The 17,822-nt window shown below is 22.6% G+C and carries 18 protein-coding genes; 3 read left to right on the plus strand and 15 right to left on the minus strand.

Annotated elements, in window-relative coordinates:
• Positions 1-8: 8 nt before the first annotated feature.
• The 10 genes from ACQH25_RS03500 to ACQH25_RS03545 form a co-directional block, all read right to left on the minus strand.
• Positions 9-1,190 (minus strand): hypothetical protein, encoded by a 1,182-nt coding sequence (locus tag ACQH25_RS03500; RefSeq protein ID WP_425380724.1) that lies wholly within the window; start codon positions 1,188-1,190, stop codon positions 9-11.
• A gap of 18 nt (positions 1,191-1,208) precedes the next feature.
• Entirely contained in the window at positions 1,209-1,586 is a 378-nt protein-coding gene (locus ACQH25_RS03505) for a hypothetical protein (protein ID WP_425380725.1), read from the minus strand.
• Between the two features lie 13 nt (positions 1,587-1,599).
• On the minus strand, positions 1,600-1,794 hold the full coding sequence (locus tag ACQH25_RS03510; protein WP_425380726.1) for a hypothetical protein: 195 nt from the start codon (positions 1,792-1,794) through the stop codon (positions 1,600-1,602).
• A 17-nt stretch (positions 1,795-1,811) separates the two neighbouring features.
• On the minus strand, positions 1,812-2,639 hold the full coding sequence (locus ACQH25_RS03515) for a hypothetical protein (RefSeq protein ID WP_425380727.1): 828 nt from the start codon (positions 2,637-2,639) through the stop codon (positions 1,812-1,814).
• Positions 2,640-2,650: 11 nt separating this feature from the next.
• Complete coding sequence (locus ACQH25_RS03520; protein WP_425380728.1) at positions 2,651-2,887, minus strand: hypothetical protein; 237 nt, start codon at positions 2,885-2,887, stop codon at positions 2,651-2,653.
• Positions 2,887-3,141 (minus strand): hypothetical protein, encoded by a 255-nt coding sequence (locus ACQH25_RS03525; protein ID WP_425380729.1) that lies wholly within the window; start codon positions 3,139-3,141, stop codon positions 2,887-2,889. Before ACQH25_RS03525 ends, ACQH25_RS03520 begins: the two co-directional genes overlap by 1 nt.
• A gap of 229 nt (positions 3,142-3,370) precedes the next feature.
• On the minus strand, positions 3,371-3,664 hold the full coding sequence (locus ACQH25_RS03530; RefSeq protein WP_425380730.1) for a hypothetical protein: 294 nt from the start codon (positions 3,662-3,664) through the stop codon (positions 3,371-3,373).
• Positions 3,654-4,091 carry a hypothetical protein gene (locus tag ACQH25_RS03535; RefSeq protein WP_425380731.1) on the minus strand — a complete coding sequence of 146 codons (438 nt, stop codon included), beginning with the start codon at positions 4,089-4,091 and terminating at the stop codon, positions 3,654-3,656. Before ACQH25_RS03535 ends, ACQH25_RS03530 begins: the two co-directional genes overlap by 11 nt.
• 193 nt (positions 4,092-4,284) lie before the next feature.
• Positions 4,285-4,446 (minus strand): hypothetical protein, encoded by a 162-nt coding sequence (locus tag ACQH25_RS03540; protein ID WP_425380732.1) that lies wholly within the window; start codon positions 4,444-4,446, stop codon positions 4,285-4,287.
• A gap of 989 nt (positions 4,447-5,435) precedes the next feature.
• Complete coding sequence (locus tag ACQH25_RS03545; RefSeq protein WP_425380733.1) at positions 5,436-6,581, minus strand: Mbov_0401 family ICE element transposase-like protein; 1,146 nt, start codon at positions 6,579-6,581, stop codon at positions 5,436-5,438.
• Between the two features lie 65 nt (positions 6,582-6,646).
• Between ACQH25_RS03545 and ACQH25_RS03550 the strand changes: the two genes are divergently transcribed.
• From ACQH25_RS03550 to ACQH25_RS03560, 3 genes are all read left to right on the plus strand, one after another.
• Positions 6,647-8,353 (plus strand): hypothetical protein, encoded by a 1,707-nt coding sequence (locus ACQH25_RS03550; RefSeq protein WP_425380716.1) that lies wholly within the window; start codon positions 6,647-6,649, stop codon positions 8,351-8,353.
• A 149-nt stretch (positions 8,354-8,502) separates the two neighbouring features.
• Complete coding sequence (locus ACQH25_RS03555) at positions 8,503-9,945, plus strand: hypothetical protein (RefSeq protein WP_425380717.1); 1,443 nt, start codon at positions 8,503-8,505, stop codon at positions 9,943-9,945.
• Between the two features lie 31 nt (positions 9,946-9,976).
• Entirely contained in the window at positions 9,977-10,258 is a 282-nt protein-coding gene (locus ACQH25_RS03560) for a hypothetical protein (RefSeq protein ID WP_425380718.1), read from the plus strand.
• Here ACQH25_RS03560 and ACQH25_RS03565 read toward each other — a convergent pair.
• From ACQH25_RS03565 to ACQH25_RS03585, 5 genes are read right to left on the minus strand one after another with little or no spacing between them, the layout of a single operon-like run.
• Positions 10,255-12,291: a hypothetical protein gene (locus ACQH25_RS03565; RefSeq protein ID WP_425380719.1), complete on the minus strand. Its 2,037-nt coding sequence runs from the start codon at positions 12,289-12,291 to the stop codon at positions 10,255-10,257. The genes ACQH25_RS03560 and ACQH25_RS03565 overlap by 4 nt on opposite strands.
• On the minus strand, positions 12,233-13,483 hold the full coding sequence (locus ACQH25_RS03570; RefSeq protein WP_425380720.1) for a hypothetical protein: 1,251 nt from the start codon (positions 13,481-13,483) through the stop codon (positions 12,233-12,235). The genes ACQH25_RS03565 and ACQH25_RS03570 overlap by 59 nt, the downstream gene beginning before the upstream one ends.
• 16 nt (positions 13,484-13,499) lie before the next feature.
• On the minus strand, positions 13,500-13,622 hold the full coding sequence (locus tag ACQH25_RS03575) for a hypothetical protein (RefSeq protein ID WP_425380721.1): 123 nt from the start codon (positions 13,620-13,622) through the stop codon (positions 13,500-13,502).
• Positions 13,623-13,626: 4 nt separating this feature from the next.
• Positions 13,627-16,107: a hypothetical protein gene (locus ACQH25_RS03580; RefSeq protein WP_425380722.1), complete on the minus strand. Its 2,481-nt coding sequence runs from the start codon at positions 16,105-16,107 to the stop codon at positions 13,627-13,629.
• 3 nt (positions 16,108-16,110) lie between these two features.
• Positions 16,111-17,808 carry a hypothetical protein gene (locus tag ACQH25_RS03585; RefSeq protein ID WP_425380723.1) on the minus strand — a complete coding sequence of 566 codons (1,698 nt, stop codon included), beginning with the start codon at positions 17,806-17,808 and terminating at the stop codon, positions 16,111-16,113.
• Between the last annotated feature and the right edge of the window lie 14 nt (positions 17,809-17,822).

Genomic DNA, 17,822 nt, shown 5'->3' on the forward strand with positions numbered 1-17,822 from the left:
AATTTCCTTTATTTAAGAGTTATTTTAATTAGATTTGTTGACCCTTTATAATTTATATCATTAACATTGGCAGTAATAGTTATATACAAATCACCTACTTTTTGTTTTTGATTACTTACATTAGTTTTTCCTTGGACATCACTAAAATATTTAATATTTGGATTTATTAAATTTGGATTTAATGATTTAAGTTCATTAGTACTTTTTATTTCTGTATCTAATTCATTATTATTTTTATTAACATTTGCAGTAATATTTGTTGTTAAACTTGTAATTTTAGTTTTTAAATCAATTTTATCAGTATTAATAATTCCACATAACATTCAACGTGAAGTTTTTTCTTCATCTGTTATATAAGGTATTGCTTCACCAGTTACTTCTCCACCAACTAAATATCTTCTTCCAACTTTACCATCATTAATATCTTGCACATATACAACTGTATTTTGTAACATATATCTTTTCATTGCTCTTGGGGTCGCTAAGACAAAAGACATAATTTTATTTTCATTATTATCAGTAAAAGTCATATAGTCATCCATTACAATTTGACATAATACACCTTTGATATATAAATTTGTTCCATTTAATCTTAATTGTTGTGCTATTTGATTATCAGTAATTAAACCTTTATTATCAGCTAAATAAACTAAACTATCATATAAATTATTAGTAATAAAAAATTGACAATTATTACTATTTCTTAATTGAAATAAAGTATTTCAAGCAGATAACATTGATTTTAAATAGCCTACTGGTGTTGTATCAGTAATATCTAATCTAGTTGCATATTTTGCAATTACAGTTGTATCATTATTTGCTAAATAATCTGCTAAATCATTAGCAACTTCATATTGCATTGTATTTAATAAATTTTGTCCATTTTCAGCGTTTAAATCAACATTAGCAATTATTTCACCTGCAACTGCTTCTTGTTTAATTTCTTTTAAAATTTTAATAGTTTCAGCATAACTAACATCTAATCCTTTACTTTTATCATTTCATTTTAATACTTTAATTTCTGAATTTTTTGGTTTTTTAACTATAAATTCAATTTTTGTAGAATTAACCATTTCAATAGGAAAAAAACTTGCTCATGGTGAATTTGATTGTTTATAAAATTCTATAAACTCTGGTGCTTCTACTAATTTTTCGGTATTATCTAAATTTTGATTAAATGGTACTGACATTTTTTCATTTCCTTTCTGTTATAAATTATTTTTCTTTTTATAATCTAATAAAGTACTTTTTATTGAACTTGGTTGATTTGTTATTATTGTTTGTTGTTTACCACCTGTATTGATTATTTCTTTAAATACTGGTTGTTCTTTAATCATTTTTTTAATAGCTTCTTCTATTTTTGAATTTTCTATATTATTAGTTTTAAATTTTAAATAATCATAAAATTCACTTTTAACTTGATATTTTTTAAATATATTAATTATTTCTTTTTCCTTAATTTCGTTATTTAATTTATTTAACTTATTTTCTGCTTCATTAACTTTATTTTCTATTTCTTGTGAAGAATCATTATTTTTAATTAAAGGTTCAGTTGCTTGTTGAACATTATTTTCATTTTCTAACATTTACAGCACCCCATTATTTAATTTCTTTATTAATTTTTTCATTAAGTTTTGCTAATTTTTTTTGATGTTTTATAATTTTATTATTTGCTCTAACATGTTTTGGAGTTGTAATAAATCTTTTTAATAAAACAATAATTTCTCGACAAATTAATATACCTGTACTTATTCCAATTGTTTCAAGTGCTTTTAAAAATTCTTGCATTTCCATATTTTCCTTTCATTTTTTTATAAAGTAAGATTACTATTACTACGTTGTAAAGCATTATTAGCTGTATCATCTCAATCTAATGAAACATTAGAATTATGACTGCCATATTGACTACTTGTTTCACTATTAATAGTAAATCTATCATCATTAATTAATCTTGTTGTTTCATTTGTAAAACTAGTTTCTTGCATTTCAGTATTATTATGTACTGTTTCCATAGGTAATAAATTATGAATAATTTCACTTATTCCTGCAATAATAGTAGGTATTGCATAAGCATTATTAAAATCGTTATTAATCCCCATCGCAACACCACTACTAATTAAACAACCACCAGTTGCCATATTTGCTATTTTTCGTATCGTTGCAAATTTATTAGGTATTAATTCAGTTAAACCATTAATAACATTGGTGATACCATAAGCATTTAATGAAATGTAAGTATCTCAATCCATTAATGACTGATTTTCTTGTTTATCTAATAATAATCATGGCGGTCCTTCCGTAGTAGTTGTAGTAGTTGGAATTGGTGTTGTTGGAATAATAGGATTAATATTATTTTCAGTTCATTTACTATAATTTGCTAAACCCATTGTTCCTAATCCTAATAATATTTTTTTACTACTATTAATTAATTTAGTTTTAGTAGTTGGTTTTTGGTTCAAGTTTCAGATATCTAAACCTAATTTTTTACCAAATAATAAAGAATTAATACTTCCTAATATTGGATTTGCTATTACTTGCCCATAATATGCACTTGTACCAATCATTGCACAAATAGGACTAATTCCCGTTCTTATTAATTTAGTTAAAGTATAATTTGAATGATTTTCTATATTTGGCATTTTAATCTCCTTTAATTTTCTAATTTTTTAATTGTTACTTTAATTCAACCTTGATAAACATCATTATCACCAACTATTAATGCAACATCACTTTCAGGGTCAGAAACAATGATGTGTTTTGATTTAACATTAGGATATTGTCTTAAAATAATTGCTCTAATATCATTACTTGTATGAATTGCTTTGGGAAATGGTGATAATATTTCAATTTCATCTTTATCACCAAATAAAGTAGGTAATATAATCATTAATGAAATTCTCCATTTTCTATAAACTCAATTACTTTATAATAAGCAGTAAGTTTACCTGCTTCTTTTAATGAATCACATAAACAAATACTAATTTGTTTATTTAACCAAATAATTAATTTTTCATTATATTTATTGATTACTTTTTGTTTAAACTCTTCTCTTATTTTTTTTATATTATTCAAATGTTCTTCTGTTATCTCTTTATTACGTTTTTTATTATATTCATTAATAATTTTTTGGTCTTTATTCATTATCAAACTCACCACTTCTTATTTTTTGAACTAAAATATCTAATAATAAGTCTATTTATGTATTCTCATATTCTTTTTGTGATTTTTTAATATAGTTAATTAATTTTTCTTTATTCATTATTATTCTCCTTATTTTTAGTTAAATTATTAACTATTTTTTCTAAACATTTCAAACATCAATTTTTACTTAATCAAATTCTTTTATTACAATATTTACATTTCTTCATTTTTACTCTTTTCATTTTTTAAATCATTTAACATTAATTGAACAAAATGCACGATTTTTAGGAATATTTAAAGTATTAAAGATTTGACCACTTACTATAATTTCATCATTTTTGTTTAATAAAATACATCGTTTATAAAATTTTGGGTTATTAAAAATTAAAGTAACATAGTTTAATCCATTTCATTGTCCACGAACACTATAATATAATTCTTTATTACCTTTTTCATAATGTTTTGCTTCAATAGTGTTACTCAGTTTTACTGTTAATTTCACATAATTTGATTTATCTTTCATTTTTAAAATTCCTTAAACAATATTGAATATGTTTATATGCATCTTCTTCATGTTTTGTTAATTTTATATTTCCTTTATAATTTTCTATTTTGTTTTTATTTTTTGGATGGTTTTCTAAATAATCTCAATTCATAACATCTTGTACTAACACCATTAATGCACCAATAATTTTAGGAGTTGCTAATGGATTAGTTAATAATTGTTTTGCACTTAAAAAGAAATTTTCTACAATAACTAATATTTTTTTATTATTAAACTCTTGTTTAATCGTTAAAAAGTATTCTTTAAACAAATTTTTACTTTCTAAAACAGTTTCTGCTTTAAATGTTTCATTAAAAATAATATTATTAGTTTCATTTGAATATATAATAATTCCATTACTACCTATTCCTGCTGGGTCAATACCAATAATTAATTCATATTGCATTATTTTTTATATCCCCTACTTAATCTAATATTTAAAATACAGTCATAACAAATTGCTTTACCGTTTTTATCTCTTAAAAAATATTTTCTTGTTTTAATATCATTAGTATTAAAAAATAGATAATCTAATTTATATTGTTTACATGTTCAACAAAAATATTTTTTCATTATGAATTAAAATATTCTTAGTAATATTATTTTCATACAGTAAATGCAGCAATTAAAAGAGCAACAGTTATCATTAAAACTATTGTAGATATTACAACAATAGTAGTTAAAGCAAATTTATTATTATAAATTTTATCAATAAATTTTTCTTTCTTTATTTCATGAGTTTTAATATTTTTTGTTTTCATAATTAATTTTATCCTTTAAATATGCCCTGTTTGCTTTTAGCATAAATGGCATATATTTTTGTTTTTTTTATTTATTAATACTATTAATATTATTTTTCTTAGAAAAATGGGCTCAAAAATAAATTGTAAAATTTTAAAAAACATTAAGGCATTCGATTCAATATTTATTTAATTTGCGTTTAACAAATTAATATTTTAATTGAACCGGCACCGCTTAATTTTTTTTACAAGTTTTAAATTTATTTTCTCGCCCAAAAAATTTTAAAAAAAATAAAAAATAAAACCAACACTCGCTCACTAGGGGAGTGGCAAGGTTGGTTAAATAAAAAATAGAATTAATATAATAGGTCCCTACAACAGGTCTATATATACTAATTACTAATTCGCTCCCACCCCAAGAATTACCATTTAATGGTTAGTATAATTTATTAGGTATCACTCCACTTTTTATTTATCCATGCAAGTCCACATGTTTTAGCTACTATTTTTAACAACTGTGGTGTAGTTCACTGTTTTAGTTCCCTAACACGTGTTGATAATAGTGTTAAAGAAGGTTATTAATTATTAACTTTCTCCTACTTGGTCACTGCATGTAGTAGATATTTAAAGCGTGTTAATAATAAAAATTTTAAAATTTTACAATTACAAAAAAAGACAAGATTTTTATTCTCGTCTTTTGTCATTTATTTTAATTTAAGGATTTAAAAAGGAAAGGAGATATTTACACAAAAATATTAGTTATAGACATCTTCGCTAAGCTCCCAGTTAGGGAACATAACGATGTTGTCTATAATATTCATTAATTGTCTTTAAATTATAAAGTTAGACGAGAATAATTTAGACTTTATATGCAATTGTATACTAATCTTACCATTTGTAAAACATAAGTCAACAATAATACTTATTTTTATAATTCAAAAATTCTTATTAAATTTAATAAGTTTTATTTTATTATTAGTTATTTTTATTTTATCTTTTATTTTATAAAACTATAATGCTGTATTTATTTGATAGCATTTAAAATTAACCATTTTTGAATACATATCAATATTATAGGTTCTACTTCCAATCATATGCTTTAAAATTTGCCTAATATTAGTTTCAGTAAAACAACCAATATTTTCAACTAATGCTTGATTTAACACGCCATCTTTTGCATTAATAAAATAACCAACTTTTAATTTTTGATATTTTAATGAGTTTAAAAAATCAATTAATTCATAATACTCACCTTTGGAAAATAAATTTTGTGCATATTTATAATGTAATTGTGCAATTTTATTTTTTCTTCTTCCAGCCATTATTCCAAGAAATAAAACATGAAAAGCATGGAATTTATCTAAAATAAATTTAGCATTTAAAATTGTAGCAGTTTTTTTAATTCATTTTGCACTATCGCCACAAACTATTAAATTTGCTTGGTCAAAGTTTTCAAAATATAAATTACCATATGTTTCAATTAATTTAGCTGTTTTTTCTGCACCAATTTCTGTTTTTGATACTCTTATTTTACATACAGCTCTTTTATTAATTAATTTGCCATTTTTCTTTTTACCAGTACAAAATATTAATAATCTCATAGAACATTTTTTACAATTCTTAGTATTGTGTTTTTCATTAAACTTAAATTTTCTATGCCCATCATCAATATTTATATATAAAGTTTGATTTGGTTGTAATATTATTTTAGGGATATTAACTTTTGGTAATTCAAATTTTTGATATGTTCTACAAACTGTACTAGTACTTATTAAATCTTCAATAAAAGTATCACAAACATCGCGATACTTTTTATCATCAGCAAAATATTTTAAAATTTGTTTAATAACATTTGGTGCAAGTTTACTATATTTTTTAACACCAAGATAATTATCTAGTAATGATACATGTTCAGTTTTTTGTGTTTTTTTGTTATAATATGTACAGATACGTCGCTTATAATTTAATAGGCCTTTTTTTGTTTTTAATTTTCTTTTTCTAAATTTACATGGTTTATATATAGATTTATCACATTCATTTCATAATTTATCATCTATTTGTTTAAATAATTCTTGTGTTTGTTTTAAATTTAATTCATCTTGATTAAAATCGTGTTTGTCTCAATCAAAATAATTAGGAAATGGTAATTTTATCATTTTTAATCTTCCTTTCTTTTAAAATAATTTAATTTTAACTTATATATGTTAACTAAGGAGAAAATATGCCGTTCATTAATAGTTATGCACAATTAAATAAAAAATATGACCTTAATTTTAGTGATAATAATTATGGTTTTAGTTGAGATATTTTTAAAGCATTTGTTGGTGATGAATGAGCAGAATATTTTACTACTAATTGTTTTTATCGTTTTATACCAACAGCACGGGGAACAAGAAAAACTTGAAATTGTTTAGCATTTGATTTATTTATATGTTGTAATTTTAGTGATAGTAGTGTTCAAGAAGTAAGACGATATGAAAATACCCATAGTGAAACAACTATTGGTGCTTTAATGAATGTTTGCCAAGTTTTACTAGATAAATATGATATTAATTTATTACCTAATAATCCCCATGGTATTAAATGAAAAATTACTAAGGATGGTGGATGTATTATCTTTCCTAATAATCAACAAATTGATTTTATTGGTTATGCAAATGGTAATAAAATTTTTGGAAAAGAAGCAGGTGGATCAAGTTTTTTAGGTTCACGAACAGATGAAATAATTATGGCAGAAGAAAAAGAAACGTTGACAGAAAAGCAATTAACATATCGCTATGAACGCTTACAAAATTCTATGTTTAGAAGTAATCGTATTAAAGTATCAAATGAACCAATTAAAGAATGAAGTTGAACATTTATTGATAAAAATATATATAGTACTACTTTTGGAAAATTAATTACTCGCTATTTTTATAAAAGTTTTTTTATTACTTTTACATGTAATCCATACGATAAATATCACCCATTTTATTTAAAGTACTGTACACCATTTTTACCTTTAAATGATAAAATAATGGATAATCTTAAAAAAGTTGGTAAAGTTTATTATGAAAATAAAGAAATGTTTAGTGGTTTAGGATTATTTATTGTAAGATTTACAATTCAACCATTTTGAAATAAATTGCCAGAAATTCAAAAAAGAACATTAATAGAAATGAAAAAAAGTAATCCAGATGAATTTAATACTGTTTTTTATGGTTTTGAGTTTTTAGATAGTGATGCAACAATTTTTCCATTTCAAAAAACATTAAAATATTGACAAAAATATGATTTAAAACAATTTTATAATCAAGAAAAAGATATATATAAATTTGATTTTTATAGTGTTGGCATTGATTGAGCAACTGGACATAAAGACCATACTGTATTTATGGTAGTTGGTTTTAAAGAATATCATAATACTGGTTATTATGATGCTTATCTTATTTGTGAATTAGTAGTTACACCAAATGATTTTATTAATGAAAATGAAAAAATTACTGCTTATGTCAATGAAATTTTAGGATTAATTGATAATTTTGAAAATTTTGAACAAGCAATTTATTTTTATGATGATAAAGCAAGAACTGCCATTGATTGATTAAATCAAAAATTAATTGATGAACATAATATTATTCTTATCACTCAAAGTGCGATTAAACATGCTTCTAATCTTAATCAAGAAGCAGGATTAACTAATAGAGTAGTTTGAATGAGAAATATTATGAGTTATGGAAATTTTTATGCAAACAAAGATGATTTACCAAAAATTACTCAATGTTTAGAAGAATTACGATATGATCAAACCAAAACTAACATTCCAGATAAAAATATGTACCAAGATCCTTATGATGCACTTTTTTATGCACTATATCCATATAAAAATGTAATTAGGGGTAAAAATAATGCTACTGTGAAAAAAAGTATCTTCACATTTGCCATATAATAAACAAGTAATATATAATTAATAGTATAGGTATCACAAAATAAACGCCTTTAATTTAGGCATTATTTTGCGTTTAAATGTATACTTGTAAAAATAATAAAAAATAGTACAATTTAAAAGTAAAATTAAGGAAAAAGGAGTAATTTAATATGAATAAAGAAAAAAATATATTTATTAATGATAAAGTCCATGATGTACCAAGAGATGGAAATTGTTTAATTTGAGCAATTATAGTTGCATATTTAGAACCAGTAAAAACAGATAATAAAAAATTTAAAAGTAGATATATAAAACTTTTTGATAGTGATGATAATTATGAAAAAATATTTAATTTTTCTAATTTTGATTTTAAAAATAATAAAAATTTAGTTTCATTATTTCGCACACATATCTGTAATTATATTGAAGAAAATTTAGAAAAAAATCGTGGTGAAAATAAAGCTATATTTAAAAGCAGTTTATTAGATAGTGATATCAATAAAAAAAATAAAGAATTATATCCTAACAATAGTGAAGAAACACAAATAAAAAAAACTTTAGAACAAATGAGAAAGGATGCTAATTGATGTGGCTCTATTGAAATTGAAGCAATCTGTAACATTTTAAATTGTAATATTATTAGAAATAATGAAAAGTTTGAACCTGATAATCAAAATACAAATGATATAATAAAATTATATTATAAAAATAATCATTATCAATATTATTTAACAAATAATAGTGTTGAAATTAATTTTAGTCAGTCTCAAAACTCAATTAATAATCAACCAATAACAATTATCAATGCAATTTCTCCACTTAGCATTAATAGTGAAAATGATGATAAAAATTTAGAATTACTAAAAAAAGATAATATAAAATTAAAATATGAAATTGATGATTTAAAAGAGCAACAATATTTTGCTAATCGCAGACTTGATCTAGAATTTAATCTTTTATTAAAAGAAAATGAAGAATTAATATCAGCAAAAAAATATAATAAAAAATTAAAATATGAAATTGATGATTTAAAAGAGCAACAATATTTTGCTAATCGCAGACTTGATCTAGAATTTAATCTTTTATTAAAAGAAAATGAAGAATTAAATGAAAAAATTAATTCACGAGATGAAGTAATTCAACAATATTTAAATGAACAACAAAATCAATTTAAAAAAAATCAAGAATTAAATGAAAAAATTAATTCACGAGATGAAGTAATTCAACAATATTTAAATGAACAACAAAATCAATTAAAAAAAAATCAACATTCAAATACCAACAAAAGTGATTTTACTTTAAAAAATTTATTAGAAAGTGATAATGTTTGAAAAGATACAAAAAAAATGAAAAAACAATTAGAAGAAGTTAATAACGAAAATAAAGAATTAAAAAAACAAATAGAGGAATGAAAAAGTATTGAACATGTTGTTCAAGAACCAAGAATTACAGATTTGGAAAATGAAAATGAAGAATTAAAAAGAAAGTTACATGAAAAAGATAAAAATATGACTTCAAGTCCTAGTTTTCAACATATAGAAAGTGATTTACTAAATTTACAAAATCTAAAATCTACAGCAAACGAATATAAACCACATTCACCAAAAATGTAAATAAAACAAATTATGAAAGGAGAAATTTAATATGAAAACATGAATAAAAACAAATTTTTATAAAATAATATCAATTTTGGCATTATTTTTAGCAACAACTGGCTTAATAGTTGGTTCAGTAGCACATCATAAAACAAATGAACTAAATTATTATTTAGATTATGATTATGAAGCGCACTGGGGGGGGGCATCTATTTGAGCAAGACCAGTAAGTAATAAGCATAAAATTACTCTTTACTGAGCATCAAATAAATTAACTGATGATGCAGTAAAATGAGATGGTATTTATCCAGATGGATACTTTGATAATTAAATTTCTAAATTGATATAAGAAATATTTTCATCATATTTATCAAATAAATTAATATTGGTTAATTTTATTTCTTGTTTATCTGTTATTAAAATCAAATCATAATTTCCAGAACCAAATATGCCACTAATTTCTACTCGATTTAAGTTACTAATCGGGTTTTCAATTTGTAATTCAAATTCACTATTATTATCAATTTGTGAAATTTCTTTATAAAATTCCAATTTAGAAAATAATTGAGATTTATTTGAACCATACAAATTTAAAATATTTTCAATTTTATTTTTATCAATAATTGCTCTTGTAAAGTATTTTCCATATTCACCATTTGCTAATGTTCAATCAACAGGAATTAGTGATGGAATATTATTACTTTCTAATTCATTTGTAATAGATAATCAGTTAAATTGATTATCATCTAGTTTAAATAATTCATTTTGACTAATATCATTATTTTTTAATTTAACATTATTAATATCTGTAAAGTCAAAATACTCAGATTTTAATATTACTTTTGCATCTTTAAATTCTCAAATTTTATCAGGTGTAGAATGTATAGGATTTGATTTTATTTCAAAATAGTAAGGCAACAATAATTTATAATCATCATTAAAACCATTATTAATTGACATTGTTGAATAAATGTTTTTTGATATCATCATAAGTATTTGTTTAAGTATTTTAACTTGTGGTAAATTAATGTAATTGGGATAATCTAATTCTCATTGTTTAAACAAATTTGTAATAACATCTTCTGGTTTTTGTCCTTCAAATTTACCACGCATTTTATCTAAATCATTCATTTCTTTTAAAATGTTACTTAATGAAGCACCATCAAAGTTTCTATTATAGGTATATGTATAAGTTAGCATATCTAATAATACTTTTTGTAAACTATCAATTGGGGGTTTATCATTTATTTCTATTTCAATATCATCAAATTTATTTGTTGTAGCAATATTTAAAACTCAATCAGCAGTTAGTCAAGGCAAATGCCATACTTTATTATCTTTTAATTCTTTTTCTTCATTTAATGGTCATAATTGTGGACTATGAGTAACTTTATAACCTAATTTAGTATATGTAACTCTTGCATTATTAAAAATTTCTTTTCTTGTTTCTTTACCACCACCAATAGCAATTAAATCTAAAACTGATTTTTCTTGTCCTATAAATTGTTTTGCTAAATTTCAAGGTAATATTTGTTCACTAAATCATTGTTGTAATATTCTAACTTTTGGTTGAGTTTCAATTGGCATTGATAATAAGGGAAATGCTATCTTATCTTTAACAAATAATTTAGGGTATACTTCCATATTGTCAACTTCACCAAGTACCTTTATATTGCCAAAAATCATACTTCTAGGGGCTTTAATTTTTAAACCAATAACTTTTGTATCTTTATCTAATGGTTTTTGTAATTTAATAATTATTGGATAACCATCCCTTGTTTTAAAATCTTTAATTTTAATAATAGTAATACTTTTAGTACTTCTAGTTTTTGGATTTTGATAAGGTTGAGAATAATTATTAATAATATATAAATTATTAATATTATTTTCTGTTAACGGTTCATTAATAGATACAGCATATAACTTAAATTGGTTTAATAATTCTATTTCTTGAAAAATTAAATTTTTAATGTCGGTCATACTATATTCAATTGTATTATCATTAATATTAGTACTTGCTCTTTGATTTAATTGCATAGTAAAATCAGATGTTTCAACAGCAGTAGTTTTTAACACTTTTTCAATATCAATAAAACCAATTTTAATAGTATTTGCTGAAAATTTTAAACTATTATTTTCATTATTTTTAAATAAACGTTCAATTTCATAGATATAAATTGTTCTTTTTTTAAATTCATCATATGCTCTATTAATATCTGGATCATTAGTAGCACGCATCATATTAGTAAAGTCATAAGGAATATTATCAATTAAATAATCATTTTCTACATCTGCTTGATTAAGTTTAGTTTGCTTTTGTTTCTGTGGAAACTTCGTTTGTGGTTTGTTGTTGTTGTTTTCCATTGTTTTCTCCTATTAATTGGTTATTTTCGGGATTAAATAATTTTAATTTAACAGTTAAACTATTAATTTCTTGTTCATCATCAATATTAAATGTTTGACTATTTAATAAATCTTTATCTAAATTTACTAACAATTTAATAAATTTAAGAATATCAATATTAAATTGTCATAATTTTTGTTCAATATAATTAATAGTTGAAATATTTACAGCTGTACTTTCAGGTACTGATTGTTGTGCTGATTTCTTTTGACTTGGAATATGTAAACCACAACGTTTAGATATTTCATTTATTAATCAATCGTATATATCAGTTAAATTCTTGCCTTTAAAATTACTACTAGTCATATTGACACTTTCGTTTTGTTCATTATTATCACCAGCACTTTTAAATATATAGTTTTTAGTAACTAATGTTTTTACTGCTTCTTCCATTAAAGATTGAACATTACCATAAGTTTGACTAAAAATAAATTTAGGTGAGTTTAAAATAGTGTCTAAAACAATTTGTTCAAAAATAACATCTAATGCTTTAATTTTATCCATTACTTTATTACAATCTGCTAACTCATTTGCTTTATTTCGCATAATTGCTATTGGTATATAGTTAATATTTAAGGTTTGTTCTTGTAATAAATTAGGATTATTAATATATGTTTTAAAATCTAATGGAAATTGTTTTTTATTATCACTAATACTATAAATTGCACGATTAATTGTTACTTGTTCATTATTTAATGTATAAACTTCAAATAATCTTACCATTTGTGAATTTTGTTCATAATTATCATAAAAAATAGTACATTCAATTAATTTACCAGTAATATCATAAACTCTTTGTTGGATGTCTACTACTTGAAAATATAAATTATCATTCGCAATATAAATTAAATAACCACTAATTCCTAATTTACTTAATTTAAAAATAGAATTTCAATTTTTTCTATAAAATTCTTGTTGAATTAAATATTGTTTAATAGTTTCATTATTAATATCTAATGGAGCATTATATAAATTAGCGTTATTTTCTGCTACAAAATCAGTAAAATAAGTTTCATGGTTAAAATTATTAAAACCAAAATAACTTAAAATAGAAGCATGAGTACTTTTATTTTTATTAGTTAAAAATTTTAATTTTTCATTTTGATTATCATTAATATTACTTTTATCTTTTCTTTTAAATAAACTTATCATAATATTCACCACCTTTCTAAAATATTTGATTAATTTTTAATATAATTTTAACAATAATAAATATAACTAAAATTGCTGTTGCAGAAGATAATAATAAACCAATTAAACCTAATATAATTTTGAAAATTTTAAAAAACATAATCTTATTCCTGTAATTCTTGTAATTTTCATAAATAACCTTGATCTGTTATTAATCTTATTAATTTATTATTTACAATATTAATATATGAAATTCTTTTTAAACTTGGAAGAAAACATACTCAATTTGATGATGTTTGTGGTTGTCAAAATATTTCTATTGTTTGTGTTGGAGTTTTTCCAAATGTACTCGTACTAAAAGGATTCAAATCATAAAATATTTTATAAAATGTATTTGATTTTAATTGATAAGAAGAAATAGAATTACCACTTAATGATATTGCTACATCTTTTCATTTTGGATAAGGTGTTGGTGTTGGACTTTCTTTTAAATTTATTTCTCATTCATTTTCTCTAATTTCATTTGTTAATAAAGTCTTTGAATCAATTTTTATAGGTTTTTCAATATCTATTACTTCTGGTGATTTTATTTCTAATGTATTACTTTTAATTTCATATAAATCTTCTGCTTTTAATTCTTCTAATCTATATATTGCTCCCCCAGTATCACCACCATCTAATTTTAAAGTTCATTTTGTATTATCATAAATCATATTTAAAGTAGCATCACTATTACCTATTTTTCTAGAAGTAATACAATAAGTACCTGTACCAATAGCACTTGCTGATGTAAAAAAGATAACTTCTTTATAACCATTTTGTAAAGGTATACTTGTTTCAGTAATTAAAAATACACGATAAAGAGCATTTAAACTAGGTGAAAAATTACTTCAAGTTCTATCATCAATTCGCTCACCTATTGTTTTTCATACAACAAGTTTTTTAATTAAATCTTTTACTTTTATAATTTCATTATCTACATATTTTTTATCAGGTATATCTTTATCATCTGTTACATTAGGATTATTTCTATAAATTAATGTTTTTCCACCAACATTAGTTTTAATAATTTCATTCACTAATCTTGTAGTACTATCTTTATCATCTTTATTATTGAAGATTTTATTTTCATCAATATTCCCACCATTTGCTTTAATTTCATTAATAGCACCAACAATAGTTTTATCAGTAGTTTCTAAATTAGGATTTTTAGTACCAAGAGCATTTACAGCAAAAGCATATGGAAATTGTTCTACATCCATTTTTTTATCTATATTTACTTTATTTTCATTAATTGCAGGAACAATTTGTTTAGCAACCGTTTGTAAAGTATCATCATTGATATTTTGTTTTTTAATTAATAAATTATCTGTTTCTTGTTTTGTATAATAATCATTATCATTATTAGGTTCTGCTATAAATTCAGTTGGTGTCCCTTTTCCTATATATTGGTATAATTCAACAGAAATAGGTTGATAATTAGCATCATTAGAAGTTACAGTAATATCATTTCATTCCTGAGTAAATAATAATTGTATTTTAACATTATCATTTACAATTAATTCATCTAATTTAATACTTTTTTGTGTTGTTCTTTGAACTTCTCCACCTAAACTAAATATAGTTTTTTTATTACTATATATATAATTATCAGTTGGATTAGTAGTGGATTGGTAACTATAACCCCATATTGCTAAATATATTTTTCCAAATTCATTACTAGGAATAATAGAAGACATTTTTTTTCATAAAGGACTAGTTGCAATATTAAATCAATTATTTTTAATATCATCAATATTTTGTTTATTAATATCAACTTTATTTTCTAATAATTTAATATTATTTTCATTGGTAGTAATTCTTTTTTGTTGTTTAGCAGAAAAGTCAGCAGTTGCAGCATGAGTAAAATCACCAACTTGTGGATTATTTTGTAATGCTTCTGGTGGTAATGTACCAATTTCATCAGGTCAATCTAAAATCATTGTTTCAGTTTCTTTATCATATTCAGTTGCTACATAACCTTTATTAACAAACTTACTAACAGGACCCCTATATATTTCATTTTCATTATCATCAACTAAATCATCATATAATTTCATTTGCTTTGATAATGTAAATTCTTTTTGTTCTTTAATTAATTCATCAACTTGATTTCTAGTATAAAATGCTTTTAAATCAATTTTTTCAACATCTATTTTATCATTATTATAACTTGAAAATATTTGTTTTAATTCTGTTAATCTTGCTCATATTTTCATTCTACTTGGGGCTAAATCTCAAACATTAATACTAGGAATACTATTTGCACTAAATGATGTACCATTATTGAATTGAATAGTAGCATCAACATTAAACTCAATTGGTGTACGATTAAATACTCAATGTTCAACACAAACATACACCATATCTCTTAATGTTTCTTTAATTAATTCATCTTTAAAACTATCAAAAGGAAATTTGGATAAAATAAAATCAAGATAAGCATTAATATCATTTTCAGCGCGAATAGCAAAAGTTGTAAATCAATCCTTAACATTAGGTCATGTATTTATATATTGTTGTGGAGTTTCGATAATTTTTCCAGTTAAGGGATATCAGTTATTATAGTTTTCTAAACTGACATCAGTTCAAAGTTTATTAATCATATTTTATCATTCCTTAAAAAATGCTTTTTTATAATGCTTAGTTTTTGTTTTAGTTTTCCTATGCACTATATGAATAACTTCTTTTTGTAATTTCTTTTTACCTTTTGCTACAACTTGACTATATACAAATTTTTCTAAATGATGTAATAATCCTGTACCAAATAATGTATTAACTGAAAATTTTAAACTAACACTTTTAAATGATTTATTAATATTTTCAATAGGATTATTAATAACATTCACTACTTTATGGTAAGTTCTTACTATTCTAAATATTTCTCTATAAACTTTAAAACTATCTCTAATTACTTGTTGAACAACTGGTGGAGCAAATGCAATTGCTTTTAATCATTTATTACGACTAATTCCATAACCAATGTATCAACCACTATATCATCTATATCAATGAAATGGATGTATTTGGGTAACAAAAGTTTCTGCTTTAAGAATACTATCAACAACTACAATTGGTTTATATTTAGGATTACGATGATAAATAGTAATTGCACATTTACTTAATGATAAAGGTTGAATTTTGCAACCCATAAATACAGGTGAATTTAATGGGATTAATTGTGCATGTTTAATTGCTTTCTTTTCTGCACTAGTAAATAAATCTGTTGCTTTTTCTTTTAATTTATTAATTTTTTCAAATACTTGTTTTTCTAACTTTTCAAATTTTTCTTGTAATTTATATATACTTTCTCGTAATTTTTCAAAATATGGAGTATCTTTTCAAAATTTATTTAAACCTTTTTTTAAATAAAATCTAATATCAAAATACTTAAAAATTTTATTTGCTTTTAAAACAACCTTATGAATTGAACTCTTTTTAAAATTAAATTTAATAGCATTAGCACGAATTTTTTGTAAATCTAAAATTAAAGATTTACCGTATCTATTATCTGTATGTATTGTATGAACTAAATTTAATCAATCATGTTGATTCATTTTTAATACTTCTTTTAAATCAGTATTATATTTTTTAAAAAAATTATTTGCTTTTTCAATATCTTTAATCTTAAACTTTGGAGTTAATTGTGGACTTAATTTTATTAATGTATTTTGTAATAATAAATAATCTTTTAACTCTTGTACTTCTAATTTTTGAAAATTATTTTTATATTGTCTTTCAGCAACATAACCTAAATTTTGGATTATTGTCTCACGATTAGGAGCAAAACTATAATTAAATAAATAACGTTTATTACCAATAATTTTATCTGTTAAAATTTCTTTACCACTTACTTGACTAATAATTTCTTGTAAGTTTTTTGCTTCTTTAATACCAATTTGTTCTAATGTTTTAGTTTTTTGTGCTAATTTAATAAATTTAGTTGTACGATAACCACGACTAATTTTATTAAGTCCAGCAAATGCAGGTAAGATATTAAAAAAAGTATTTAATGGTGTTACATTTCCTTTTAAATAATCATAAACTTGATTAATAGTAAAATCAGTTAAAAACTCTACACCAACAGCACTAATACTAGCAAGTAAATCACTTGCACCTAATCCAAGTGCTATACTTTCACTTAATCCACCAGTAAAAGGAGCAAGTGCTACTGCTATTACTTGTACACCAATCATTTCTAAAATTTCTCATCAAAAACTTTTATTTTCTTGTTGTTTACTTATTCTAGTATGTTTTGGTTTATTGATATTTAAAAGTATTGCTGTACTAGTTGTACCAATTGGCATGATATTAATTTCCT

The sequence above is a fragment of the Spiroplasma endosymbiont of Polydrusus pterygomalis genome (assembly GCF_964030825.1).
Taxonomy (GTDB): domain Bacteria; phylum Bacillota_I; class Bacilli_A; order Mycoplasmatales; family VBWQ01; genus Spiroplasma_E.